Raw genomic sequence first — 23,704 nt, 5'->3', positions numbered from 1 at the left:
TTGGAAAATTCTCAAGAGTCGTATTTAATGTGATTCGGCAGCTATTTGCTGCACTGCTTCTCCAAATTCTTCAGCAATCTGAACGAATGCTTCATTTTGATTTTTCCAAAACCTACTGTCAGTTATAAATTTGCCATTTCTAGGTAAATACTGGAGATCACCAAGCTGAAAATCACCAACCGTTATACTCTGCCAACCAGCAACTGGACTGATAAGTATAGGAATAACGTAAGCTTGTCCGGCTTTTTGTCTTTCCATTGCTTGCTTCACCTCAGAGTTAAGGTGGTATTTAGAGTTGAGGAAATGCCGACTAATAAGTAGGAGAATTATACGGGCTGAGTTCAGATTTTTATTAATTTCAATATTTCTATTGTTGCCAAGTCTTATTTTCTTATCATGCCAAATACTAATAACACCTTGTCCCTCCAGAATACTGAGAGAGTTTTCTAGTTCTACTCGTAGTTTTTCATCTTTGGGAGAGTAAGATAAAAAAACTTTAGACTCTCGTGTTGGAAGTTCTACACTAACAGCAGACAATGGAGCAGTTGTAGTTGCGCTTTCTTCTGTCCCTAACTGGTTTTTTGTGAGCAGTTTAGGAGTCAGAGACTCTGGAATACCTGCTGTACGTATGACTCTACAGCCAAGTTTGTGGGCAAATTCAACAGATTTACCCGCAACTAGAGCATCGTAAAAAGCGACGGCAAATTCAATTGCTGCCTTATCTCCGATTGCCTGACTCATGCCAATAACGTAATCTATATGTTGCGCGATCGCCTTAGCTTGAATCTCGGAATAACAAGCGTTGAGTAATACACACTTTACATGATCCGCAAACAACTCAAACAGTCCCGCGAGTGCTTCTCCATCTACTAGTTTCACCCCTCCTGTTAAATCCTCAAATACCAAGCCATCCTCTCCTGCTCCATGTCCAGAAAAATGGACAATCTGCGGCTCGAAGTCCATAATCTGGCGGTGAATATCTCTATGGCGTACTGCCAATGCTGACTTGATTAAAAATTGCTCACGTTTCTTTCCCCTTAGTAAACCTTCCTCAATGTCACGCAACTCCTCGTCTAGACGCAGTTTACTCACGCCTTGCGGGTTCGCTGCCAAAATCAGGATTTTGTTCACTGGGGTTTCACTGTTCATTAGATGATTTTGATATAGATAGCATTTGGCAGGACAAAGTTTAGTTGAGTTTTGTGCTGGCTTAGTAGATACTTTGCCGCCCACATCCACTCAACAGCAGAAATACTGCATTTAATAATTACATATAAGTAAATGCGTTCCATAGAAAAGGAACGCACTTAAGACAAAATTTACAGTTTATAAAGAAATGATGAGGCGATCGCAAGCTTATTCAACCTATATCGCCTCAGATTTTGTACGATTTTCTCTAAGCAATACGCGGTAGGGTAGCACAGCTAGCTGTGCTACCCTAAAAAATATCTAATTTACAGGCAATTGAAAACGGCTGTTAAGCTGTTCGTCATCTAGTTTTACACGGCAATCTAGGACAGCAAAAGAGTTCAGGCGCTAAATTATCAAATTTAGATGCGCGTCAGCTTATCTGTGGTTTAATTTTCATCCCGTCCGTGAACTTGAGCTGGTGGACTAGTTGCCTCAACAGCAGTAAATGGTTCGAGGATTTTGTAAGTGTGGCTGGCTCCTTTAGGCACAACCCAGGAACTCCCAGGCTCTAGCAAAATCACTTGCCCTTCAATGTGCAATTGGGCACGACCATTAATTACATAACCAACTGTTTCATAGTCGCGCGAACTTGGCTCTTTGTCTTCGTTTGGTTGTTCGTCTTCCCAAAGACGCATGGCAACATCTTTGCCAGAAGCTAGATATTTTTGACCGAGTTTACCTTTAGGGGAATGGGTAGAATCTATTTTTTTAACGGTGCTATCACTCATATTAAACTCATGAAATTAGGGTTTGAGTACAACTTTGATGCAGTTATCTTTCTTGTCCTTAAAAATTTCGTAGCCGTGGGGCGCTTGTTCTAGAGGTAATGTGTGGCTGATGATAAATGTTGGATCGATTTCACCGTTTTGGATGTGTTCTAGCAAAGGTTTTAGATACTTGTGGACGTGGGTTTGTCCCATTTTTAAGGTTAAGCCCTTGTTCATAGCAGCACCCATCGGCACTTTATCTATAAAGCCACCGTACACACCCGGAATTGATACGTGACCACCTTTCCGACAAGACACAATTACTTGGCGTAATGCTGTTGGGCGATCTGTTTCTAGACGCACCGCTTGCTTTACTTGGTCGTATAACGCCATAAAATCTGTGCCGTGTGCTTCCATTCCCACTGCATCAATGCAAGCATCGGGGCCACGACCGCCAGTCATTTCTTTGAGTGCTTCGCCTACATCCACTTCTTCGTAGTTGAGAACTTCAGCTTTGCCATATTCTTTAGCCATTTGTAGACGTTCGGGGATGCGATCAATGGCAATGACACGATCCGCACCTAGCATATATGCGCTTTTGATGGCGAATTGTCCGACTGGGCCACAGCCCCAAATAGCGACAATATCACCAGGTTTGATATTGCAGTTCTCGGCTGCCATATAGCCAGTGGGGAAAATATCTGTTAGAAATAGCACTTGCTCATCCGTCAAACCATCGGGAATTTTAAACAAGGCTACATCGGCAAAGGGAACTCGTGCATACTCTGCTTGACCACCGGCATAACCGCCGAATAAATGAGAGTAGCCAAATAGACCTGATGGTGAATAGCCCATTTGCTTTTCTACTAACCAACCATTGGGGTTAGAGTTGTCGCACAACGATGATAAATCCCGATTGCAGAAGAAGCAGTTACCGCAGGATATGGTGAAGGGAACAACGACGCGATCGCCTATGTTGACATTTTTAACTGCGCTTCCCAGTTCCACTACTTCCCCCATGAATTCATGACCAAGGATATCGCCCTTTTCCATTGTGGGGATGTAGCCGTTGTAAATATGCAAATCAGAACCACAGATTGCCGTAGACGTAATTTTAACAATGGCATCGCGTGGATTGATAATTTTCGGGTCGGCAACTGTTTCTACCCGTACATCATTTGTTCCATGCCAGCAAACTGCTTTCATAATTATTTAGTCCTTAGTTATGATTGTTGGCTGGTTAATATCAAGATAAATACTCGATTTATCCTGATGTTGAGACGCGATAATTATCGCGTCTCAGTAGCTACTCAAAACTTATTCGACAATATATAGCGGTTCTCACTGGAGTAGGTACTGAACCCCCTCCCCGCTTGCGAGGAGGGGACTATGATCTACCTCATGTGATTAGGAAACGCTATATGAGTCAAAAATTTAGACTCAAAAGTTGCCACAAATTTAGCTTCTGTCTCTATCAGATGATGAAGATTTCTCTCCGGCTTTGTTGTTTGCAGGATCAAAAAACTCTTTTGTAGCTTTAGGACTTTTTTCATCCAAGTTTAGCTTTTCGCGGATATTATCAGCAACGCTTTTTAATGGATTTTCGGTATTTTTGATTTGGGTATCGTTTCTGATTTCACCTTCGTCTGGTGTTCCTTTGTAATAAGTACCTTCTGGAGTTTTAACATCAGCTTGTGCTACATTAACGTAGCTAAAAGCCTGACCCAGTAAAAACATAAATCCTACCAGAAAAACTACAAGGATTTGGGAGATCCGAATATTCCGCAGCCATGAAATTACTCGATTCATAAAAACCTCGATTGCATTATGTTGGGTGTACAATTCAAAACGCTGAATGACTATTCACCATTCAGGGTTTAAGAACAACTTTGATGCAGTTATTCTTTTTTTGTTGAAACATATGATAGCCTTCTAAACGAACAGCATCGATGCTTGCATCGAGGCCACGGCCACCAATCTTCTCTTTCAACGCTTCGCCAGCATTAACTTCTTCGGAGTTAATCACTTCTGCTTTGGCAAACTTTTTCGCCATTTCCAGGCGTTCGGGAAAGCGATCGCTATTGATCGCTTTTTCAACACCCGTCATCTAGGCACTAATCATGTGGCGTCATTGGGGGAATAACTACTTGCTTCCCCTTGGTTGACCTTCGGTGGTGGCAATTTCGCCTGCTTCCATTAGCATCTTGAAGCGGCGCAATTCATCACCAATTTGCTGTTCTGGTTCTTCACCGAAAAGTTTAGCTACGGTAGCCCCCAACGCTCCACCTGGCGGGTTATACTCCAAGACAATCTTTACTTCTGTACCGCGATCGCCTGGGGCTTTTTTAAAGCGAACAAAACCCGAATTATCAACGTCTGCACCTTCCACAGAAGCCCAAGAAATAAACTCATTTTCCCGGTCTTCGAGAATTTCTGCATCCCATTCCACGCTGTTACCCAAGGGTGCATTGGCTATCCAGTGAGAACGTTTTTCGTTATACACGCTTACAGATTTGAGATGCTTCATAAATGTGGGCAGATTCTCAAAGTTGTGCCAAAAGCGATACAATTCTTCTGCCGATTTATTAATTGTTACCGTCTTTTCAACTTTGATTGGTTGGTTTATCCCGATTGCTTCTTGTGCTTGCTGGATTGTGCTTTGTTTAGTTGCACCTTGATATAGCAAACCGCCACCAGCTAAAGCCGTCAGCACTCCCCGCAAAGAGCCTTGTCTTAAACCCATCAGCACCATAGCACCACCACCGATGAGAGATGCCCAACGCTCTACTTCACTAGCTTCACTCTGACTGGTAGTCAGTTTATCACCTGATGTCGAAGTCACTTTTTTATATCTCCATCACAGTAAATTAACCACAGAGGCGCAAATACTCTCTTCTTTCTATCTCTGTGTTCTTCTCTATGAGACGCTACGCGTAGCTTGCTTCCCCCTAGGGGTATGCGCCTCTGCGGTTTGTTACATTGATACAGCAGCCCCTGTAGTCGGCTTAGGAGGCTGAATCTGAGCTACTATCCGCGCCCGATATAGTTTTACCAATCGCTGTTCGGATTTTAATAAATCGTGGTAAATTTCTTTGAAAATAGCAGTTGCTACTGGGTCAGTTAACATCGCAGACAAATTGCCAATATCGCCAATACCCGTTTGCACATCCCCCAAAGCGGAACGTAACTGATATATATCATCACTTCCGGTTAAGGCAGTTTTCACCTTGGCATACTGATTGGCAATATTTGCCCCTAAAGAGGGTTTCTCGCCCAGTAGCTGAAGGTAGGTTTCCAGTTTTTCAATGTGGCGCTGTTTATTAGCAATGATTTCTTGAAAGACTAATTTTACTTCGCTATCTGATTCCTTTTCCAAGTACTTCTCAAATGCTTCTAGCGAATAACGTTCACCAGTAAGGGCACTATTTAAACCTCTGCTGATCTCACTTTTAGTTGAGCCACCCCAAGCATCAGCTAACTTCCACCATTCAGCAGTTGTGTCTTTCTCATTTGGTAATGCAGCATCTTTGCCACCATAACCCAAACGGCTTAAAATAGCTGTGGTGAAAATTGGCAAGTCTCCGGGTTCACGAGATGTAATTAAATTTCCGTCAACTACTACTGGCTCGTCTAAATAATTTCCACCAGCGTTAATGATGTCCTTGGCAATAGCGCTAAAGCCTGTAACTTGTTTACCTTTGAGCAAGTCGCCTTCAATCAAAACTTGTGGACCGTGGCAAACCGCAGCTACTAATTTTCCTTGTTGTATAGCTTCTTGTACAAAGCTTACTGTGTTAGGGTTCCGCCGCATTTTATCGGGAGCCATCCCACCAGGAATCACCACTGCATCGAATTCGGCTGCGATCGCTTCTGTCGTAGTACCATCAGCTTGTACGCTAAGTTTGCCGCGTTTACCCTTATATTTTTCATTCATTCGGGAACCGAGAACTACTACCTCGATTCCTGCTTGTTTTAGTCCATTATAAGGAACTGTAAATTCTGCATCCTCTACTGCCTGTTCAATGAGAATTGCAACTTTTTTATTCTTGGAATGATTGTTATAGTCAGTCATAGATGTTATTACCTGTTTATTTCTAGTATTTAACTAGCTACAATATTGATTGCTCAAAAATACAAAATAGTTATCAGTCAGAAGTTGGCTACTGAATAATTTCGGTTCGATAACCCCTAACTCATAACTAAAAAACTTCAACTACAAGTTGCTTAACCATGATTTCATATTTCCAATAGTATGGCGCGATCGCTAATTTAGCGTCGTTCCAAGGGGATAGATTATTTTATTTCTAAAGCTATACCTCTCTAGTTAGACAACTTGGTGACAAGAAAACGTTATTGTGAGAATGCAGAAAAGGACTAGTATCATGGCAGAAAAAAATCATCATGACAAAATTAAAACCAATGATTTGCCACAGGAAATTACCGAATCCTATGGTACTGGTGTAAAAGACTTGTCGGGATACAATCTTGGCGGTACTTCAACGGAAGCAGAAAGACAGGAGTACACAGAAACTAGTCCTGAATTCAGTGCTGGGGATGTTGATACTTATTGGGAAGATGCAGATGCAATTGGGGATAAAGCCGTTGGTGGTAGTACTTCCAATCCCGATCAAAATGTAACTGAGGAGCTAGAAGCAGCCGTAGGGCTAGAAATGGATGACTCTGAGTTTCTGCATACTAACGATATTTTAGAGGAACGTGACGGCGATCGCTGGGAGTTAGATCCAAAGTCTTCTGAAGATTATCAAGACCGGCGAGAATAAGTTAAATAAAAGCAGAAGCCGTATTCCTACTGTATATTCACAAATTGGATGTCGCTGAATTGGACAGTGCTTAAAAAAGCACTGTCACACTAAAATTAACATCTATCTACCGAAATAGTTCTTAACCAATCTCTCAATTTTTTAGCATTTCAATTGCTAACTCCTTGCCCTTATCAAGCCTTATTTTGGCTTTTGATATTGGATATATTTATCCAACTGTAATACTTTGAATATACGACTACACACCCTCGGATTTATTTTCTGTATCTAATTGTTCTTCTTTATGATTCCAATACATCTGTCTTCAGTAGGGTAAAACTCCAATTGTAAATTTGATAACGTTATTAATAACACTGATAAATTGCAACTGGAGTTAATAATGACATACACGCAAACTAACGATCCAACTATTCGTGAATATGTTCAAGCTTGGCAAAACTTAGATGTGGATCAACAGCTTGCTTTGTTTTGGTTCATTTACAAAGAAATGGGAGGTTCAATTACTCCAGCCGCCCCTGGTGCCAGCACTGTCTCCCCAGAAATAGCTGAAGGTTTATTTAATCAAGTTAAGGAATTATCTCACGAACAACAATTACAAGTTCAGCGTGATTTGATTAAGAAAGTAGATACCCAAATCTCTCGTGAGTATGGCTCTTTGGGTGATACCACCAAGCTACTGTTTTGGTATCGATTATCTCAAGGTATGGAAGATGGCACTATCATTCCTATACCTGATGATTATCAACTTCCTTCAGAATCTAAAGCGTTGTTTGGCAGAATTCAAGGATTAGCCTTTGAGCAACAAATTACTCTTTTCCGTGATTATGTTTCGCCAATGGGTGCCGAACCAAAAGCAGGTGCTGGAATTTAGCAAATTTGTAACTTTTGAGCCTGCTTGAGGATATATCTTAAGTCATTTCAATCCTTCTCTTAAAGCTTGCTATATCCGCCAGTCGCTTAATTTAAAGCTGAATTTTGATTTTTGTTGATAAATACAGAGTAAAAACTAAAACTATTACTCTGTATTTATCTATATCAACAGCTATTCACTTGACATTAATTATTACCAGCAGAACAGATTTACTCAAATCAATTGATGTTCGTTCTGTTTATGAGCAAAGCGATAGTCGAACTGGCTGAAGGCAGGATTACAATTTTCACTTAATAATTTTTTAGTTAAGTACTTAATTACTTCGAGGTGTTTATGACTTCTACCAACGTCAATTTTTTAGAACAAAGTGTAACAAAATTTCAGAATTTGGATATAGACGATCGCTTGACGGTTCTAGCGTTACTGTATACTGAAATTACTGATGAAATTCCGGCGCTCTGTCTGAATAATGTGCCAAATGAAAAGAGTGCGAATTTAGTTGCACAAATTCAAAACCTGCCCCAAGCAGAACAGCTTTTTGCTTTGCGTCAGTTGCTAAATCAAGAGGAAGTAGGAGAAAGTCCAATTTCTACCCAAGAGTATGCTTCAATAAGTACTGAGGATAAATTGGCTTTTTGGTATCAATTAGCCCAAAACTTGGGAACCACAATTATCGCTGTACCAAATGACTATATACCTTCGGAAAAAGCTACAGAAGTCTTAGATTTACTTCACACACCGAACATTGACGATTTAGTGACTTTCTTCAAGCGGGTACTGTAATACTTTTGAGTCCAGAATGGTAGGTGGGGCTATGCCTCACCTTTATGCATTTCCCGTCAGGTTAAGAGTGCCGACCCCGATATTTGGTCCCCCAAACAACACATAGCTTTGCTCGGCAAAAGGTGCGCCTATAATCAGGTCGTCAACGCCATCGTTGTTGATGTCACCGGCATAACTAACTGAAAGACCTATAGCGCCACCCCCAGGAATGGTGAAGCCATTAGCGCCATTCAAGTCAGAGAGGTTGAGGCTGCCACTATTGCCCACCGTCCTGCCCCCAAACACCACATAGGTTTGCCCAGCATCAGGTGCGCCTATAATCAGGTCGTCAATACCATCAGCGTTAACGTCTCCCGCATTGCTGACTGAGGAGCTTGAGAAGCTATTCTCAGTAATACCGTTAATGGCAAAGCCATTAGTACCATTCAAGTCAGAGAGGTTAAAGGTTCCACTATTGCCGACATTCGTCCCCCCAAACAGCACATAGGTTTGCCCAGCTTGAAAGACTCCGTTGGCGGGGGCTCGATTTGCCCCAATAATCAGATCATCAATGCCATCGTTGTTAATGTCCCCCCCATTGCTGACTGACCAGCCTGATTCGTTACCCGCAGCAATGCCGTTAATGGCAAAGCCATTAGTGCCGTTTAAGTCAGAGACATTGAGGATGCCGCCACTGCCGACATTTTTCCCTCCAAAAACCACATAGCTTTGCCCAGCATTCTCATTGCCGTTGGGGGAGGCACGATATGACCCAATAATCAGGTCGTCAACACCATCGTTGTTAATGTCCCCCGCATTGCTGACTGACCAACTGTCAAAATCACCAATGCTGGTGATGGTGAAGCCATTACTGCCATCCAGGGATGAGGGTTTGAGAGTCCCGCCACTGCCGATATTTGTCCCCCCAAACACCACGTAGCTTTTTCCATATCCCGCAATAATTAAGTCGTCAACACCATCGTTGTTGATGTCCCCCGCATTGCTGACCGACCAGCCTATAGTGTCAGGTTGACGAATACCTGTAATTGTAAAGCCATTAGTGCCATTCAAGTCACAGAGGTCGAGGGTGCCGTTACTGCCAACATTCGTCCCCCCAAACACCACAGAGCTTTTCCCAACTTGACCGGAGGCAAAAGGTGCCCCAATAATCAAGTCGTCAACGCCATCGTTGTTGATGTCCCCCGCATTGCTGACTGACCTGCCTGAGTAGTCACTTTCAGCAATACCGTTAATGGCAAAGCCATTAGTGCCATTCAAGTCAGAGAGGTTGAAGATGCCACTACTGCCGACATTCCTCCCCCCAAATACCACATAGCTTTGTCCAACAAAATTGTTGCCGTTACGGTTGGTATAAGGTGCCCCAATAATCAGGTCGTCAACGCCATCGTTGTTGATGTCCCCTGCATTGCTGACCCTGTAGCCAGAGTTACCACCAAAGCCTTTTATAGCAAAGCCGTTGCTGCCATTCAAGTCAGAGAGATCAAATGATGAATTAGCCATGATTTTCTCCTATACTTAGGGACTAAGCTCCAAAGGTCTAAATTTGAAGTTCCGTGTTTTTTAAACACAATTAACCTTTTTGAATCACTGCTTGATAGCGACCTAGCGCGATTAAGGGAAAGTATTGTTGATACATATGATACTTGAGATAAAAATGGCAGGGGAAGCCGGTACCTGTAAAGTCTGCCTCAAACCAAGTACCATTGGGCTGTTGAGTTGCCACTAAATAGTCAATTCCCCGCTCAATCACATCAGGACCTAATTTACCAATTGCTTCACCTGCTGCTATCAACCCTATTATTGCCCAAGCAGTTTGAGATGCAGTACTATTTCCTTTCCCTTTAAGACTGGGATCATCATAGCTGCGGCAAGTCTCACCCCAACCCCCATCTGGGTTTTGACATCCCACTAACCAAGCTGCTCCCCGTTGTATACTGAGTTTATGTCTTTGAGGATCAATTAACGCCAAGGCTGAGAGGACGCCACTTGTGCCGTAGATATAATTTACACCCCAACGACCAAACCAACAGCCTTCAGTTTCTTGTTCGCGCAGAAGATAAGCAAGCGATCGCTCCAAATTATAAGTATCTATTGACAGGTTACAAGCACCCAGCATTTCTATGACTCTAGCCGTAACATCTGCGGTGTTTGGATCAATCATGGCTTTCAAATCGCCATAAGGGATAGAGTTGAGCCAATCTTGATCGTTGTCCAAATCGAAAGCAGCCCACCCACCTGGTTTACATTGCATAGATGCAATCCAGTTTAAGGCACGAGCGATCGCAGCCTGTTTGATTTTTTCATTAGGAAGTTTTGCCACATCTAGTGCCATCACCACCACAGCCGAGTCGTCTACATCGGGATAAAAGCGATTCTCAAACTCAAACGCCCAAGCCCCTGGTTTTCCTTGGCGATTTTTTACAGCCCAATCTCCGTAATCTAAAATTTGTTTTTGCAATAACCATTCTCCAGCTTGCACCACAGCCGGATGATCTGGTGCAAAACCAGATTCTACCAAAGCACGTATTACCCAAGCTGTATCCCAGATAGGTGAAATACAGGGCTGTACCCGGTAGTTATTTTCTGTTTCAATGCCAAAGTTATCAATTGCTTGCAAACCTCGTTCCACAATCGGGTCGCTTGGGTGATAATTCAGACAGCGTAAAGCTAGCATTGAATTCAACATCGCCGGAATAATGCCGCCCCAGTCGCCTGTAGCTTCTTGGCGCTCTAAAATCCACTTTTCGGCGGCTTTAATTCCTTGTTCACGGAAGGGTACTAAATTCAGGCGTTCTGCTAACTTGAACCCCTGATCGAGAGTGAGAAATAAATCTGTCCAGTCGCCACTTTGGGGTAATTCCCACCGGACTTGATCAACACCTTCAACGTATAGTTCATCTAGGTTGATAGTTGGATCGGTGATAAAAACAGGCTTGCGATCGCATACAATCAGCAATGGCACTGTGCTAGAACGTGCCCAGCTAGACATCTCGTAGATATTGACCGGGAAAGCTTTTGGCAACAGCATCACCCAAGCTGGTAGTGAGGGAATACCACGCCAGTTGTAGCAGCCAATCAAGGCTAGATGCAACTTGGTAAAAATCCGAGTTTTGCTGATACCGCCCCGTTTGAGAATAAAAGCTTGCGCCCGAATCATGTCAGGATCGTTTGCTGGTACACCTAGCAACCTCAACGCCATGTAAGCTTCAACCGAGGTACTAAGTTCTCCGCCATCACCATAGTAAAGTTCCCAGCCGCCATGCTGCCGTTGCTCTTGACGCAGATAGGCTGCAACTTTGTCTAAAGGTCTGCCTTGGTCAGTTCCCCAAATTTTATGTAGGAGGACAACTTCAGCAGTGATGGTGACATTAGATTCTAACTCTGCCCACCAGTAACCTGCGGGATTTTGAATCGAAAGCAAATATTCTTGGCTAGCTGCGATCGCTGTTGCGACTTGATTGACTTTTACCCTGTCTTGTGTTTGCATCAAATACTATTTAACCTCAACACCCACTCATAAACACGGTAATACAATGAGTGAAAAAAATTTTTTACTCAATCAGTAGACATAGTATTCTGTCTGAGTTACTGAAAATTTGCAATAGGTCAGCCCCCTTCGTAGGAATTAAAAATTAAATTCTTTTATTTTGAATTTTGAATGCGTGAATTTTGAATTGGAGCAAAGCGACGGTCATGGGTGTAATTGTATTAGGATTGATGCTCTTATCCTTAACAATTTGGTTGGGGTTACTGTGTTTTTGGGGACAGTTTTGGCGAGTAGATCAGCAATTAGAGATTGGAGAAACTCAGCTACAATCGTTACCTGTGGTTTGTGCGGTGGTTCCAGCTCGTAACGAAGCTGATTTGATATCAACCAGCTTGCGATCGCTCCTACTTCAAGATTATCCTGGTTCTTTCAACGTGTTTTTGGTAGACGATCGCAGCACAGACCGGACAGCAAATTTTGCCGAAGGAGTTGCACACGCTGTAGGTAAACCTGAGCAATTGCATATTATCTCAGGTGAATCACTGCCTCCTGGTTGGTCGGGCAAACTTTGGGCAGTTGAGCAAGGTATAAACAGCGCGAGTAAATTTGCACCTGACTATTTTTTGCTGACCGACGCAGATATCGAACATGATCCTGGTAATCTTCGCCGACTCGTTGCGAAAGCGGTGCAGGAAGATTTAGACCTAGTTTCTGTAATGGTGCGACTTAGATGTGAAAGCTTTTGGGAAAAACTTTTGATTCCAGCTTTCGTCTTTTTCTTCCAAAAACTCTATCCCTTTCGTTGGGTGAATAATCCCAACAATCCCACAGCCGCCGCAGCCGGCGGATCTATTCTGATCGCCCGTGAAGCTTTAGAGCGAATCGGGGGTATTCAAGTCATTCGCCAAGCTTTAATCGACGATTGCGCCCTGGCTGACGCTGTTAAAAAGAGTGGGGGAGTAGGGAGTGGGGAGTGGAGAGTGGGGGATAACCATTCACAATGCCCAATGCCCAATGCCCAATGCCCAATGCCCATTCCAGGCCGTATCTGGCTAGGATTGAGTATTTTAACTTACAGTTTGCGTCCCTATGATTCGCTAGCGACAATTTGGGATATGGTTGCGCGTAGTGCTTATACCCAACTGAATTATTCTCCTTTACTACTATTGGGAACTTTGGTAGGAATGCCTCTGATTTATCTAGTTCCACCTGTGTGTGTAATTCTAGGTGCAATTTGGGGCAATTGGGCGATCGCACTTACAGGTTTATTAGGATGGCTGTTAATGGCTTTCGCTTACTACCCGACGATCCGCTTTTATAAATGTTCTCCTTGGTTAGCCTTTAGTTTACCTGCGATCGCTTTTCTCTATACCCTGATGACTCTAGACTCAGCACTACGTCACTGGCAAGGGCGCGGCGGCGCTTGGAAAGGAAGAGTCTATCCCAACCCAGATAATTTATAGTTGAGAGAAAATTTAATTTCAAAATAATATGGCTTTACGTGTTAGTAAAAACAAACCTATTGATTCACCTCCTAAATCATCTTTATCTTATATCTAGGGGTATTGTCCTTGACTTATCAACACTTGTCGAGAAAGCACGCGATTGGGAACATTAAATTGAAGTAACCTTGCAGTCCCTTGACCAATCTGAGTTTTTCCTTCTATTCTGGCATTTTCAAGATAAAAATGTTCATCCCAGACCAGGCGGCGGGGATTAAACAATGGGACAATTTCTTGAGTAAGTTGGTCTATAGTAGCAAAATCAGAACCTTTATGACGGTTACAGGATAAACAAGAAAGTGCCAAATTATCAGCAGTAGTTTCACCCCCATGTTTGACGGCAATAATATCGTCTACTTCATGGGTATAAATAGAAAAGTTTTGATGGATTCGGCAATATTCGCAGCGTGCTGAAGCTCTCTAGGTGACTAACCTACGGAGTTCCACAGAAATCGAATTAGAAGTCATATTAGCTGATTGCAGAATAAGCTCGTGCTTTTAATAAAATCATCATTTGCTCTAGTTGCTCGTAAACATCTAATTCTGCTAATTCCATTTGACTGAGTGTTGCAGAGCGATTTTTTTCCAGTAATTCTTGTAGGCGTGTTTGAGATTGAAATGAAACTTTAAAATTAATAATTTCTTCTGGTTTTGGCCCCTTAATTAAAAAATCAATAACTTCTTGATAAACTGCTGGAATATTTGTAGTCTCAGGGTTGACTGTTGGCTGAATAGTTATTGGTAGATTAACAACGTCTAATAATCGCCAAAGCAATTCGGGTAAGCGATTTTGCAGAGGTTCTAAACGTTGAGCTAGTTCATCGGGAATTTGAATGGTGAATTCTGCCATTGGTGCTTTTGTTGCGATTTTGCACTTTTAAGAATATGGACTATATCATAATTGTAGCTTTCAAACCTACCTCTGCATCAGATGCTATTGCTTTGATACGGGCATCACATCCCAATAGTTAGCGGCACGTAGAATTTTTTGGATCACCCGCCTTATATTTCACCAGTGATTTGTCCTTCTCAAATACAGTGTCCAAATTTAAGGCGCGAAAGCTAAAATGAAAGTAAGCCGAAAGTGGTTGATTAAAAGAATTATGGCAACCGCAATACCAACAGATAATCCTGTTATTGTCCCCAAAAAGCTGCCTTTTCTGGAGTCAATTTGTTGGCAGACCGCCGATGTCTATCGGTTTACTCCAGAACAAATGCTAAGTCGCTACGAGCGTGGTTGGCAATATCACAACCTATTTAATAATCTTGAGGGTGAAGAACTCCATTTTCTTCAGGAACTCGCCAGACGGTATAAATCCTGGTTGCAAGTTTGTTTATGAGCTTCAGATTTGAACACCATAAAAAAATTCTCACAGTTCTTGAATGCTTAGATTCTGACATACTTAGGAAGGGTTCTGCTTACTTCGGTGGCGGAACCCTTCTGGCATTTGAGTTTGAAGAATATCGCTGGAGTAACGACATTGATTTTATCGCTTCTGTTGGTACAGAAGGCTACAAATACCTGCGTACAGTGGTATTTGAGGGTGGGCATGAAGCATTATTTCGGGATTTAAGTAAAATTCAAGTTGGACGTAGCACAACTGACCAATATGGAATTCGGATGATAGTTTTTGTAGATAATATGCCGATTAAAATAGAAATTATTGCCGAAACTCGTTTTCAACTAGACCCACCAAGATATCCAAAGTGGTCACTCGTTCCGTGCTTAAGCTTCAATGACTGTTTTACCTCTAAGCTGCTGTCAAATTCTGACCGTTACGCAGATGACAGCGTTGAGGCAAGAGATTTAATTGATCTAGCAATTCTCAGGCTGCGATCGCCAATACCTCAAGTATCAATTGAGAAGGCTGAAAAAGCCTATGAGGTTATACGTCCTTTGAAAAGAGCGATCGCACTCTTTCAGGAAAGACCAGATTACAGGCAGAAATGCTTTCTCGGTCTGCAAGTTGATCAAGCGCAGATACCCAAAATTATCGACGGTATTGATTTACTCTCTATAGATTTAGGTTTAGATTATACTTCAAGGGTTTTTCGAGAACAACATGATATCTTTGCTGATTTAGAAACACAAAAAGAAAAACCAGAAGATTCTTAAACAAGTCATGCCCAATGCCCAATGCCCAATGCCCCATGCCCTAAATCATTGAAGCTGTTTGTTGAGTACTGGCGGGTTCAACAGGCAATGGTTGAGCGGCTTTCAAGACCGCATCCAGCAACCCTGGAAACAGCACTTCTAAATCTTCACGCCGCAGTATGTTAATGCGATGTGTCCCGGATTTCCGTGTCAAGACTATCCCCGACTGCCGCAAAATCTTGAAGTGATTGGACATCGTAGACTTAGCGATCGCAAAATCAAACCTTGCACAGCATTGTTCTCCCTCAGTCGCCAGCAGCCGCACAATCTCCAGTCGCACTGGGTCGCCCAATGCATACAGCACTCCCGGTAAAGAAATATTTTTTCGATCTGGATGATAAAGAAATCTCATAGTTGCATTATCTCATCAAGTGGCATATATTTTTATTATTCGATATTATCGAATTATAGAATTATTTAGGAAGGCAATATATGTCATCCATTACAAATGTCACAGAAGCCACATTCAAGCAAGAAGTCTTAGAAAGTGAGATTCCGGTCTTGGTAGACTTTTGGGCACCGTGGTGCGGCCCTTGCCGGATGGTGGGTCCAGTCGTCGATGAAGTTGCTGTTGAATACGAAGGACAGGTGAAATTTGTGAAGCTGAACACGGATCAAAATCCGACTGTCGCCAGCCACTATGGAATTCGTAGCATTCCGACGCTGATGGTTTTTAAGGGAGGTCGGCAGGTCGATACTGTCGTTGGGGCAGTCCCAAAAACCACTTTGAATAAGACCTTAGCACAGCATCTTTAATTTAAGTGAAGGGAGTGGGGAGTGGGGAGTGGGGAAAGACTTTTTCAATAATTCTTCTTTGTCCCCCTTCTCCCCCAGTCCCAGAGCATTCTGTTTCAAGTAATGGGGAAAGAGCGAAATGGACTTGAAATTGCATGGTAAATCCGCGCTGGTGAGTGGCTCAACCGCAGGTATTGGTTTGGCGATCGCCCAAGGGCTAGCTCAAGAGGGTGCATCAGTGATTGTCAACGGTCGGTCTGAAGAACGAGTAGCAGATGCGATCGCTAAAATTAAGCAAAGTACACCCGACGCGAAAGTTTCTGGTGTTGTTGCTGACACCGGCACTGCATCAGGGGCAGAGCAACTCGTTCAAAAAGTTCCTCATGTTGATATTCTGATCAACAATGTAGGTATTTATGAGCCAAAAACCTTCTTTGATATTACTGATGAAGACTGGTTAAAGATATTTGAGGTTAACGTCTTCAGTGGAGTCCGTTTGAGTCGGCAATATCTGCAAAAGCAGCTAGAGCAAAATTGGGGACGGATAATTTTTATCTCCAGCGAATCTGCTATTCAGATCCCAGTGGAAATGATTCACTACGGCACAACTAAGACAGCGCAACTAGCCATTGCACGAGGTCTAGCAGAAATCACAGTCGGGACTGGAGTCACAGTAAACTCCGTCCTACCAGGGCCAACCCGCTCAGAAGGAGTTGAAGACTTTATCACCAAGTTGGCGCAAGAACGTGGTATTAGTTCAGATGAAGTTGAGGCTGAGTTTTTTCAAAATGTACGTCCAACTTCCCTAATTAAACGCTTTGCAACCAATGAAGAAGTAGCAGCGATCGTAATTTATCTTTCTAGTCCCGTAGCATCAGCAACTAATGGTGCAGCTTTGCGGGTAGATGGTGGCGTTATTCGGTCGATTGTTTAGTATTTGAACCACACACATCTGTTGTAGGGGCACACCAATGCTCATGCGTGTACAACTTAAGGTGAAAGCCAGTCTAGAACAAGTTTTTATTTTTTATATCTGATCTCGTTCCCAGTCTCAGACTGGGAATACCCGTCCTTGAGGCTCTGCCTCCGTAACTCGCGGCAGAGCCGCTTTTGATTTGCATTTCCAGCCTCTGGCTGGAAACGAGGTTTGAAAAGGGTTTTACCTTAAGTTGAACACCAATGAGCAATGCTGTACCCCTACCGCGTGGTCTATTTAATCCCAGATGTGGGGTTTTGAATTTGGAATTGGAGCGAAGCAACATGACTACTGATATCAACTTATTCTCTCCTTACCAATTAGGGAATCTGGAATTACCTAATCGGATAGTAATGGCACCCTTAACCCGAAACAGGGCAAGTGAGGGAAACGTCCCATATCAACTTAATGCTACCTACTACGCCCAACGAGCTTCCGCCGGACTGATTATTTCCGAAGCAACACAGGTAACTCCTGAAGGACAGGGCTATCCCGCTACACCAGGAATTCATTCACCAGAACAGGTGGAGGGATGGAAGTTAGTAACCGATGCTGTGCATCAGCAGGGAGGGAGAATTTTTCTGCAACTATGGCACGTAGGCAGGATTTCTCACCCCGACTTACAACCGAATGGAGTTTTACCTGTGGCACCTTCTGCTATTGCTCCTAAAGGTGAAGCTTCAACTTATGAGGGGCCAAAACCCTTTGTAATTCCCCGTGCTTTAGAAACTTCAGAAATACCGCAGATAGTCGAACAGTACCGTCAAGGAGCGGCAAATGCCCTCTTAGCTGGGTTTGATGGGGTGGAAATTCACGCAGCTAATGGTTATTTAATAGATCAGTTTCTCCGCGATCGCACCAATCAACGTACAGATAAATATGGCGGCGACATTGAAAATCGCGCCCGATTCCTGTTAAAGGTGACAGAGGCGATAACTGGTGTGTGGGATTCTAACCGAGTTGGAGTACGTTTTTCTCCCAGTGGGACTTTTAACGATATAGGTGACTCCAATCCCCTGGAGACATTCGGTTATGCGGCTCAAGCATTGAACCAGTTTAATTTGGCATATCTGCATATTTATGAGGCAACAGAGGCAGACATTAGACATGGTGGAATAATTGTACCCACTAGTCATATACGCGATCACTTTACAGGTACACTCATCGTCAATGGTGGTTATACCCGTGAAAAAGGCGATGCGGTACTGGCAAACAAAGCAGCAGATTTAGTTGCCTTTGGCACATTATTTATCTCAAATCCCGATTTACCCCGACGCTTGGCTTTAAATGCACCACTGAATCCGCCAAACCAAGCAAGCTTTTATGGTGGCGGTGAAAAGGGATATACAGACTATCCATTTTGGTCGGCTGCTAACGAGCCGGTAGCTAAGGCGTAATTCGTAATTCGTAATTCGTAATTATTTGGTCATAACTCAACTATCAGGAGAATCTCATGAGTTCCATCACCCAAACTCAACCTTTAGATGTACCCAGTGCGATCGCTAAACGCCGTTCAATCAAAACTTTTAAAACAGACCCCATCGCCCCAGAACTGCTCAAGCAATTGGTAGAGTTAACTGTGGCTGCACCCAGCAGTTATAATCTCCAAGACTGGCAAATTATTCTTGTGCAAGATGAGGCGCAAAAGGCCGCACTATCAGCAGCATCTTTTAATCAACAGCAAATTGTCCAAGCACCTGTAACCTTTGTCTTTGCTGCCGATCCGAATGCCGGCGAACAAAACTTCACCCCAATTCTAGAGCAGGGACTCGAAACTGGAGCATGGAATGAAGGCACAATCAACTACTTTAAAACCGCCGTCCCGCAATTTCAAGCTGGGCTGGGCAACAAGCGACGCGAATATGCCATCAAAGATGCCATCATTGCCGCTACCCATTTGGTGTTAGCGGCAGAAAGTTTGGGATTATCCACTTGTTTTATGAACGGTTGGATTGAGGATCAGGTAAAGGAAGTGATTGGTGCTGGGGATAATCCAGATTTAGCGATCGCTGTTTTAGTTCCTGTTGGCTATGCAGCAGAACCACGCTTAAATCCAGGTCGTTTACCATTCTCCTCCAATGTCTCTGTAGACAGAATTGGTAATCCTTATGCGGGTTAGTTCTCTCTAAATTGGGAATGGGGCATTGGGCATTGGGCATTGGGCATTGGGCATGAAGCAAGAGGTAAAAAGTGGAGTTCTGAGCCTCGTTAATGGAGTTCAAAGACTCATTGACAAAGCTCTGAGGTTCATTGACAAAGCTCTGAGGTTCATTGACGAAGCTCTGAGGTTCATTGACGAAGCTCTGAGGTTCATTGACAAAGCTCTGAGGTTCATTGATAAAGCTCTGAGGTTCATTGATAAAGCTCTGAGGTTCATTGACAAAGCTCTGAGGTTCATTGACGAAGCTCTGAGGTTCATCGGCGAAGTTCAAAGACTCGTGAATGAATTCCTCGTTCCCATACTCCGTATGGGAATGCATTCATTGAGTCTCTGACTCAATATTTAACTGGAGGCAGCAGCCCCTAATCAGCCATTCCCCACTCCCCACTCCCCATTCCCCACTCCCCACTCCCCATTCATCATGTCCCTACCCTCCTTCCTAGCGCGTCGCTCGTTCCACTATGCCTGGCTCGTCGCGGGTTTAACATTCCTAGCCTTGCTGGTAGCAGCCGGAATTCGCTCGGCTCCCGGAGTACTCATTGTGCCTCTAGAACAGGAGTTCGGCTGGAGTAGAGCGACTATATCTTTGGCAATCTCGATTAACTTAGTACTCTACGGACTGATTGGCCCTTTTGCTGCCACAGTTATGGAGCGGATCGGTATTCGCCGGATGATGGTATTCTCACTTGCGATCATTGCTCTCGGTGTCGGTTTAACCACTTTGATGACAGCTTCCTGGCAGCTAGTCTTGCTGTGGGGTGTAGTTGTCGGTTGTGGTAGCGGAGTTATCGCCCTGGTTTTGGGTGCTATTGTTGTCAATCGCTGGTTTTTGGAAAAGCGGGGTCTAGTTCTGGGCATCTTAACCGCCAGTACAGCCACGGGGCAACTAGTGTTTCTGCCCATGCTGGCCTCAGTAACCGATCGCTTTGGGTGGCGAACTGCGGCTCTGGCTTTGAGTGGTGCAGCACTTCTAATTATTCCAGCGATCGCAGTCTTTATGCGCGATCGCCCGGCGGATGTCGGTTTGCGACCCTTTGGCGACAACAGCGAAACCGTGGAAGTATCACAGCCGAAAGCGAATTCCATCGCCTCCACCCTCAACGCCCTCTGGCTGGGAATGCGTAACCGCGACTTCTGGCTGTTATTTGGTAGCTTTTTTATCTGTGGTGCCAGCACAAATGGGTTAATTGGAACTCATCTGATTCCCGCTTGTATTGACCACGGCATCCCTGAAGTCAAAGCTGCGGGTCTTTTGGCAATCATGGGACTATTCGATTTTTTTGGAACTACTATGTCTGGTTGGTTATCTGACCGTTGGAACAATCGCTACTTATTATTTTGGTACTACGGACTGCGGGGTTTATCTTTGATTTTCTTGCCCTTCAGTTTCAACTTTTCCTTCTATGGACTTTCCATATTCGCCGTCTTCTATGGACTTGATTGGATTGCCACCGTACCACCAACAGTACGTCTTGTTGCTAACATCTTCGGTAAAGAAAATGTCGGTGTGATGTTTGGTTGGATTGTCGCAGGACACCAGATTGGTGCAGCCACAGCAGCATTCGGAGCCGGAGTGTTGAGAACTTGGACGGGTAGTTATTTACAAGCGTTTATTTTATCAGGTATTCTCTGTCTGATTGCCGCAGTTTGTGTACTGCAAATTGGTCAAAGTCCCACTAAGGGGAATTCACAGCTATCTTCAGTTACGCTCAATTCTTAATGTATTTACAGACCTAACAAGAACAGCCCCTTAAAAGCCAATACAGTTGAGTTAAGGCTAAAACCTTTTACCAAAGTCAATTTTTTTAACGAACCACAGAGGCGCAGAGGGCACTGAGAGAAGAAATAAATGCTTGTATTGCCTTAAAAGCAAGAGAAGGGGAGTAAGATTCAAAGCCTCTCTCCTGTTAGGAGAGAGGTTTGGAGAGAGGTCAAAGTAAATGCCTTAACTGTTTATCCTAAGAAGGAGAATTAAATTTATGTCAACAACAGCTTTAATTGTCGGTGCAGGTAGTGGATTGAGCGCTTCTTTAGCCCGTCTATTTGCTAAAGAAGGATTCACGGTAGCTTTGGCAGCTCGTCAAATTGAAAAACTCACTCAATTGAGCAGTGAAATTGGCGCGGTTAGTTTCGCTGCTGATGTCTCCAAGCCAAATGAAGTAGAACAGTTATTTATTGATGTTGAAAATAAACTCGCTTCCCCGAATATTGTCGTTTACAATCCCAGTTTTCGGGTGCGGGGGTCACTTGTTGATCTAGACCCTGGTGAAGTGGCAAAAACCCTAGATATAACTGCCTATGGTGGCTTTCTCGTAGCCCAAGCTGCTACTAAAAGGTTTTTGCAACTTGGCGGCGGTGCTATATTTTTTACTGGAGCCTCAGCGAGTGTTAAGGGTTATCCTCTGTCTGCTCCTTTTGCAATGGGTAAATTTGCACTGCGCGGTTTGGCTCAGAGTATTGCTAGAGAATTAGCACCAAAGAATATCCATGTGGCACATTTCGTGATTGATGGTGCAATCCGCTCCACAGATCGCCAAGATCCAGCAGATAATCCTGATAGTACCCTTGACCCGGATGCGATCGCTCAAACTTATCTCAGCATTCTCAGCCAACCCCGCAGTGCTTGGACATGGGAAGTAGAACTACGTCCGTGGGTAGAGAACTTCTAGCCTAGACAATTGTTACAAAAATACTTTTGAAGGTATGAAAATTGATTTTGGTGCAACTGCTACTGATTATGCAAAACACCGCGCTGGCTTTCCCAGTTCATTATTTAACAAACTGTCTGAATATGGTATAGGTTTACCAGGGCAAAATATTGTTGACCTGGGAACAGGAACAGGAACACTAGCGCGGGGCTTTGCGGATAGAGGTGCTTATGTAATTGGCATCGACCCATCAGCATCACTTTTAGAACAAGCGAGACACTTAAGTGAATTAGCTCAACTGAAAGTAGATTATCGAGTCGCAACTGCGGAGAATACTGAGTTACCAGATGCAAGTACCGATGTGGTGACAGCTGGACAGTGTTGGCATTGGTTTGACCGCCCGCGTGTCGTCGAGGAAATTACTCGGATATTGAGACGAAATGGCTTGCTTGCGATCGCACATTTTGATTGGATACCCTTAAAAGGTAATGTCGTTGAAGCAACAGAACAACTGATCAAGGCTCATAATCCAGCGTGGAATCTAGACGGCGGTAATGGATTGCATCCCCTGTGGTTACAAGACATTGGCGAAGGAGGATTCCGAGAAATCCGCACATTTTCTTACGATGTATTTGTGCCTTATACACACGAAGATTGGCGGGGGCGAATTCGTGCTAGTGCTGGCGTGGGAGCCAGTTTGACACCAGAAAAGGTAGAAGTATTTGACCAGGAATTGGCGACATTACTCGAAGCAAAATATCCCACACCAATTCTTCAAGTTCACCACAGAGTTTGGGCAGCGATCGCCAAATCACCGCAATCTAATTCGTAATTCATAATTCGTAATTCGTAGCCAAACCTTTGCGTTTAAATTTCAACTCTCAATATCAGGAGAAATAATCATGATTGAACTTTACTATTGGGCAACTCCAAACGGTCATAAAATTACGATTTTCTTGGAAGAAGTCGGCTTACCATATACGATAATTCCGGTGAATATTGGGGCTGGGGATCAATTTAAGCCCGAATTTCTAAAGATTTCTCCTAACAATCGGATGCCTGCGATCGTTGACCACGAACCAGCAGATGGAGGTACGCCGGTTTCGGTCTTTGAGTCTGGTGCAATCTTGCTATATTTAGCAGAAAAAACCGGGAAATTAATCCCCCAAGATTTACGTAATCGCACTCAAGTTTTAGAATGGTTGTTCTGGCAAGTGGCAGGACTCGGACCAATGGCGGGACAAAATCATCACTTTAGCACCTATGCTCCCGAAAAGATTGAATATGCGATTAACCGCTACGTGAATGAGACGGGACGCTTATATGCAGTGCTGAATAAGCAACTAGCAGATAAAGAATTTGTGGCTGGCGATTATTCCATCGCCGATATTGCAGCTTATCCCTGGATTGTGTCCCATGAACTCCAAAGTCAGAATCTAGAGGATTTTCCTCACCTCAAGCGCTGGTTTGAGACAATTAAAGCTCGTCCGGCAACAATTCGCGCCTACGAGAAAGCAGAAGCATTCAAAACTCAAGCGCTTGATCAAGATAAGTTACGAGATTTATTATTTAACCAGTCGGCGAAGACTATTCAACCTTGAGCCTAATGAAATTGTCTTGTCACTGTGGCGATCGCTAGTACAGCACGGCGTAAATAAACCACCCATTCAAAATCAATGAAACGCTTACTCTGTATACCTGTTTGAA

Annotated in this window: 25 protein-coding genes and 2 pseudogenes; 15 read left to right on the top strand and 12 right to left on the bottom strand. The window is 43.6% G+C overall.

Features of this window, described 5'->3' with window-relative positions; genetic code table 11:
- Positions 1-24: 24 nt before the first annotated feature.
- The 7 genes and pseudogenes from V7L05_RS14095 to V7L05_RS14065 all read right to left on the bottom strand — a co-directional run bounded on the left by V7L05_RS14095 (position 25) and on the right by V7L05_RS14065 (position 5,970).
- A complete protein-coding gene (locus V7L05_RS14095) occupies positions 25-1,149 on the bottom strand; it encodes a TIR domain-containing protein (RefSeq protein WP_335164773.1) in 1,125 nt (374 codons plus the stop codon).
- A 428-nt stretch (positions 1,150-1,577) separates the two neighbouring features.
- The gene (locus V7L05_RS14090) at positions 1,578-1,919 is read right to left on the bottom strand and encodes a cupin domain-containing protein (RefSeq protein WP_335164772.1); all 342 of its coding nucleotides are present in this window, start codon (positions 1,917-1,919) and stop codon (positions 1,578-1,580) included.
- Between the two features lie 15 nt (positions 1,920-1,934).
- Positions 1,935-3,104 (bottom strand): zinc-dependent alcohol dehydrogenase, encoded by a 1,170-nt coding sequence (locus tag V7L05_RS14085; RefSeq protein ID WP_335164770.1) that lies wholly within the window; start codon positions 3,102-3,104, stop codon positions 1,935-1,937.
- 252 nt (positions 3,105-3,356) lie between these two features.
- Entirely contained in the window at positions 3,357-3,707 is a 351-nt protein-coding gene (locus V7L05_RS14080) for a hypothetical protein (protein WP_335164768.1), read from the bottom strand.
- Between the two features lie 115 nt (positions 3,708-3,822).
- Positions 3,823-4,005 (bottom strand): annotated as a pseudogene (locus V7L05_RS14075) (glutathione-dependent formaldehyde dehydrogenase); the annotation flags it as partial.
- A 36-nt stretch (positions 4,006-4,041) separates the two neighbouring features.
- Complete coding sequence (locus tag V7L05_RS14070) at positions 4,042-4,740, bottom strand: SRPBCC family protein (RefSeq protein WP_335164766.1); 699 nt, start codon at positions 4,738-4,740, stop codon at positions 4,042-4,044.
- A 132-nt stretch (positions 4,741-4,872) separates the two neighbouring features.
- Positions 4,873-5,970: a DJ-1/PfpI/YhbO family deglycase/protease gene (locus tag V7L05_RS14065; RefSeq protein ID WP_335164764.1), complete on the bottom strand. Its 1,098-nt coding sequence runs from the start codon at positions 5,968-5,970 to the stop codon at positions 4,873-4,875.
- 310 nt (positions 5,971-6,280) lie between these two features.
- Here V7L05_RS14065 and V7L05_RS14060 point away from each other — a divergent pair, with 310 nt between their 5' ends.
- The 3 genes from V7L05_RS14060 to V7L05_RS14050 all read left to right on the top strand — a co-directional run bounded on the left by V7L05_RS14060 (position 6,281) and on the right by V7L05_RS14050 (position 8,333).
- Complete coding sequence (locus tag V7L05_RS14060) at positions 6,281-6,679, top strand: DUF6335 family protein (protein ID WP_335164762.1); 399 nt, start codon at positions 6,281-6,283, stop codon at positions 6,677-6,679.
- A gap of 379 nt (positions 6,680-7,058) precedes the next feature.
- Complete coding sequence (locus V7L05_RS14055) at positions 7,059-7,550, top strand: orange carotenoid protein N-terminal domain-containing protein (protein WP_335164760.1); 492 nt, start codon at positions 7,059-7,061, stop codon at positions 7,548-7,550.
- 333 nt (positions 7,551-7,883) lie between these two features.
- Positions 7,884-8,333: an orange carotenoid protein N-terminal domain-containing protein gene (locus V7L05_RS14050; RefSeq protein WP_335164758.1), complete on the top strand. Its 450-nt coding sequence runs from the start codon at positions 7,884-7,886 to the stop codon at positions 8,331-8,333.
- Between the two features lie 42 nt (positions 8,334-8,375).
- Here V7L05_RS14050 and V7L05_RS14045 read toward each other — a convergent pair whose 3' ends face one another.
- Both V7L05_RS14045 and shc read right to left on the bottom strand, forming a co-directional pair.
- A complete protein-coding gene (locus tag V7L05_RS14045) occupies positions 8,376-9,833 on the bottom strand; it encodes a beta strand repeat-containing protein (RefSeq protein ID WP_335164756.1) in 1,458 nt (485 codons plus the stop codon).
- Between the two features lie 70 nt (positions 9,834-9,903).
- The gene (gene shc, locus V7L05_RS14040) at positions 9,904-11,820 is read right to left on the bottom strand and encodes a squalene--hopene cyclase (protein WP_335164921.1); all 1,917 of its coding nucleotides are present in this window, start codon (positions 11,818-11,820) and stop codon (positions 9,904-9,906) included.
- A gap of 206 nt (positions 11,821-12,026) precedes the next feature.
- Between shc and V7L05_RS14035 the strand changes: the two genes are divergently transcribed.
- Complete coding sequence (locus tag V7L05_RS14035; RefSeq protein ID WP_335164919.1) at positions 12,027-13,283, top strand: glycosyltransferase; 1,257 nt, start codon at positions 12,027-12,029, stop codon at positions 13,281-13,283.
- A 93-nt stretch (positions 13,284-13,376) separates the two neighbouring features.
- Here V7L05_RS14035 and V7L05_RS14030 read toward each other — a convergent pair.
- Both V7L05_RS14030 and V7L05_RS14025 read right to left on the bottom strand, forming a co-directional pair.
- Positions 13,377-13,715: pseudogene (locus tag V7L05_RS14030) on the bottom strand (HNH endonuclease); the annotation flags it as partial.
- A 76-nt stretch (positions 13,716-13,791) separates the two neighbouring features.
- Complete coding sequence (locus V7L05_RS14025; RefSeq protein ID WP_335164754.1) at positions 13,792-14,172, bottom strand: hypothetical protein; 381 nt, start codon at positions 14,170-14,172, stop codon at positions 13,792-13,794.
- A 217-nt stretch (positions 14,173-14,389) separates the two neighbouring features.
- Between V7L05_RS14025 and V7L05_RS14020 the strand changes: the two genes are divergently transcribed.
- On the top strand, positions 14,390-14,662 hold the full coding sequence (locus V7L05_RS14020) for a hypothetical protein (RefSeq protein WP_335164752.1): 273 nt from the start codon (positions 14,390-14,392) through the stop codon (positions 14,660-14,662).
- Complete coding sequence (locus V7L05_RS14015; RefSeq protein WP_335164750.1) at positions 14,659-15,438, top strand: nucleotidyl transferase AbiEii/AbiGii toxin family protein; 780 nt, start codon at positions 14,659-14,661, stop codon at positions 15,436-15,438. The genes V7L05_RS14020 and V7L05_RS14015 overlap by 4 nt, the downstream gene beginning before the upstream one ends.
- A gap of 40 nt (positions 15,439-15,478) precedes the next feature.
- Here the strand turns inward: V7L05_RS14015 and V7L05_RS14010 are convergent, their stop codons facing one another.
- The gene (locus tag V7L05_RS14010) at positions 15,479-15,829 is read right to left on the bottom strand and encodes an ArsR/SmtB family transcription factor (protein ID WP_335164748.1); all 351 of its coding nucleotides are present in this window, start codon (positions 15,827-15,829) and stop codon (positions 15,479-15,481) included.
- Positions 15,830-15,909: 80 nt separating this feature from the next.
- Here V7L05_RS14010 and trxA point away from each other — a divergent pair, with 80 nt between their 5' ends.
- From trxA to V7L05_RS13965, 9 genes are all read left to right on the top strand, one after another.
- Positions 15,910-16,233, top strand: coding sequence for a thioredoxin (trxA, locus tag V7L05_RS14005; protein WP_292829099.1), 324 nt, complete (start codon positions 15,910-15,912; stop codon positions 16,231-16,233).
- A gap of 118 nt (positions 16,234-16,351) precedes the next feature.
- Positions 16,352-17,146: an SDR family NAD(P)-dependent oxidoreductase gene (locus V7L05_RS14000; protein WP_335164746.1), complete on the top strand. Its 795-nt coding sequence runs from the start codon at positions 16,352-16,354 to the stop codon at positions 17,144-17,146.
- 326 nt (positions 17,147-17,472) lie between these two features.
- A complete protein-coding gene (locus V7L05_RS13995; protein ID WP_335164917.1) occupies positions 17,473-18,585 on the top strand; it encodes an alkene reductase in 1,113 nt (370 codons plus the stop codon).
- A 56-nt stretch (positions 18,586-18,641) separates the two neighbouring features.
- Complete coding sequence (locus V7L05_RS13990; RefSeq protein WP_335164744.1) at positions 18,642-19,307, top strand: nitroreductase family protein; 666 nt, start codon at positions 18,642-18,644, stop codon at positions 19,305-19,307.
- Between the two features lie 52 nt (positions 19,308-19,359).
- On the top strand, positions 19,360-19,683 hold the full coding sequence (locus V7L05_RS13985; protein WP_335164742.1) for a hypothetical protein: 324 nt from the start codon (positions 19,360-19,362) through the stop codon (positions 19,681-19,683).
- An 87-nt stretch (positions 19,684-19,770) separates the two neighbouring features.
- Positions 19,771-21,069 (top strand): MFS transporter, encoded by a 1,299-nt coding sequence (locus tag V7L05_RS13980; RefSeq protein ID WP_335164740.1) that lies wholly within the window; start codon positions 19,771-19,773, stop codon positions 21,067-21,069.
- A 259-nt stretch (positions 21,070-21,328) separates the two neighbouring features.
- Complete coding sequence (locus V7L05_RS13975; RefSeq protein ID WP_335164738.1) at positions 21,329-22,018, top strand: SDR family NAD(P)-dependent oxidoreductase; 690 nt, start codon at positions 21,329-21,331, stop codon at positions 22,016-22,018.
- Positions 22,019-22,052: 34 nt separating this feature from the next.
- A complete protein-coding gene (locus V7L05_RS13970) occupies positions 22,053-22,829 on the top strand; it encodes a class I SAM-dependent methyltransferase (protein WP_335164736.1) in 777 nt (258 codons plus the stop codon).
- 70 nt (positions 22,830-22,899) lie between these two features.
- Positions 22,900-23,598 carry a glutathione binding-like protein gene (locus tag V7L05_RS13965; RefSeq protein ID WP_335164734.1) on the top strand — a complete coding sequence of 233 codons (699 nt, stop codon included), beginning with the start codon at positions 22,900-22,902 and terminating at the stop codon, positions 23,596-23,598.
- Positions 23,599-23,704: the final 106 nt, after the last annotated feature.

The sequence above is a fragment of the Nostoc sp. genome (assembly GCF_036917755.1).
In the GTDB taxonomy this organism is placed as follows: Bacteria; Cyanobacteriota; Cyanobacteriia; order Cyanobacteriales; family Nostocaceae; genus Nostoc.
Note: the sequence above shows the minus strand (reverse complement) of the source record. Positions and strands in the feature narration are given on the sequence as shown.

Excerpts from the sequence above, each read along its gene's own strand:
- V7L05_RS14010 (WP_335164748.1), bottom strand. The coding sequence starts at position 15,829 with ATGAGATTTCTTTATCATCCAGATCGAAAAAATATTTCTTTACCGGGA.
- V7L05_RS13985 (WP_335164742.1), top strand. The coding sequence starts at position 19,360 with ATGAAGCAAGAGGTAAAAAGTGGAGTTCTGAGCCTCGTTAATGGAGTT.
- V7L05_RS13975 (WP_335164738.1), top strand. The coding sequence starts at position 21,329 with ATGTCAACAACAGCTTTAATTGTCGGTGCAGGTAGTGGATTGAGCGCT.
- V7L05_RS14080 (WP_335164768.1), bottom strand. The coding sequence starts at position 3,707 with ATGAATCGAGTAATTTCATGGCTGCGGAATATTCGGATCTCCCAAATC.
- V7L05_RS14055 (WP_335164760.1), top strand. The coding sequence starts at position 7,059 with ATGACATACACGCAAACTAACGATCCAACTATTCGTGAATATGTTCAA.
- trxA (WP_292829099.1), top strand. The coding sequence starts at position 15,910 with ATGTCATCCATTACAAATGTCACAGAAGCCACATTCAAGCAAGAAGTC.
- V7L05_RS13990 (WP_335164744.1), top strand. The coding sequence starts at position 18,642 with ATGAGTTCCATCACCCAAACTCAACCTTTAGATGTACCCAGTGCGATC.
- V7L05_RS14085 (WP_335164770.1), bottom strand. The coding sequence starts at position 3,104 with ATGAAAGCAGTTTGCTGGCATGGAACAAATGATGTACGGGTAGAAACA.
- V7L05_RS13995 (WP_335164917.1), top strand. The coding sequence starts at position 17,473 with ATGACTACTGATATCAACTTATTCTCTCCTTACCAATTAGGGAATCTG.
- V7L05_RS14065 (WP_335164764.1), bottom strand. The coding sequence starts at position 5,970 with ATGACTGACTATAACAATCATTCCAAGAATAAAAAAGTTGCAATTCTC.
- V7L05_RS14045 (WP_335164756.1), bottom strand. The coding sequence starts at position 9,833 with ATGGCTAATTCATCATTTGATCTCTCTGACTTGAATGGCAGCAACGGC.
- V7L05_RS13965 (WP_335164734.1), top strand. The coding sequence starts at position 22,900 with ATGATTGAACTTTACTATTGGGCAACTCCAAACGGTCATAAAATTACG.
- V7L05_RS13970 (WP_335164736.1), top strand. The coding sequence starts at position 22,053 with ATGAAAATTGATTTTGGTGCAACTGCTACTGATTATGCAAAACACCGC.
- V7L05_RS14035 (WP_335164919.1), top strand. The coding sequence starts at position 12,027 with ATGGGTGTAATTGTATTAGGATTGATGCTCTTATCCTTAACAATTTGG.
- V7L05_RS14025 (WP_335164754.1), bottom strand. The coding sequence starts at position 14,172 with ATGGCAGAATTCACCATTCAAATTCCCGATGAACTAGCTCAACGTTTA.
- V7L05_RS14050 (WP_335164758.1), top strand. The coding sequence starts at position 7,884 with ATGACTTCTACCAACGTCAATTTTTTAGAACAAAGTGTAACAAAATTT.
- shc (WP_335164921.1), bottom strand. The coding sequence starts at position 11,820 with ATGCAAACACAAGACAGGGTAAAAGTCAATCAAGTCGCAACAGCGATC.
- V7L05_RS14095 (WP_335164773.1), bottom strand. The coding sequence starts at position 1,149 with ATGAACAGTGAAACCCCAGTGAACAAAATCCTGATTTTGGCAGCGAAC.
- V7L05_RS14060 (WP_335164762.1), top strand. The coding sequence starts at position 6,281 with ATGGCAGAAAAAAATCATCATGACAAAATTAAAACCAATGATTTGCCA.
- V7L05_RS13980 (WP_335164740.1), top strand. The coding sequence starts at position 19,771 with ATGTCCCTACCCTCCTTCCTAGCGCGTCGCTCGTTCCACTATGCCTGG.
- V7L05_RS14015 (WP_335164750.1), top strand. The coding sequence starts at position 14,659 with ATGAGCTTCAGATTTGAACACCATAAAAAAATTCTCACAGTTCTTGAA.
- V7L05_RS14090 (WP_335164772.1), bottom strand. The coding sequence starts at position 1,919 with ATGAGTGATAGCACCGTTAAAAAAATAGATTCTACCCATTCCCCTAAA.
- V7L05_RS14020 (WP_335164752.1), top strand. The coding sequence starts at position 14,390 with ATGAAAGTAAGCCGAAAGTGGTTGATTAAAAGAATTATGGCAACCGCA.
- V7L05_RS14000 (WP_335164746.1), top strand. The coding sequence starts at position 16,352 with ATGGACTTGAAATTGCATGGTAAATCCGCGCTGGTGAGTGGCTCAACC.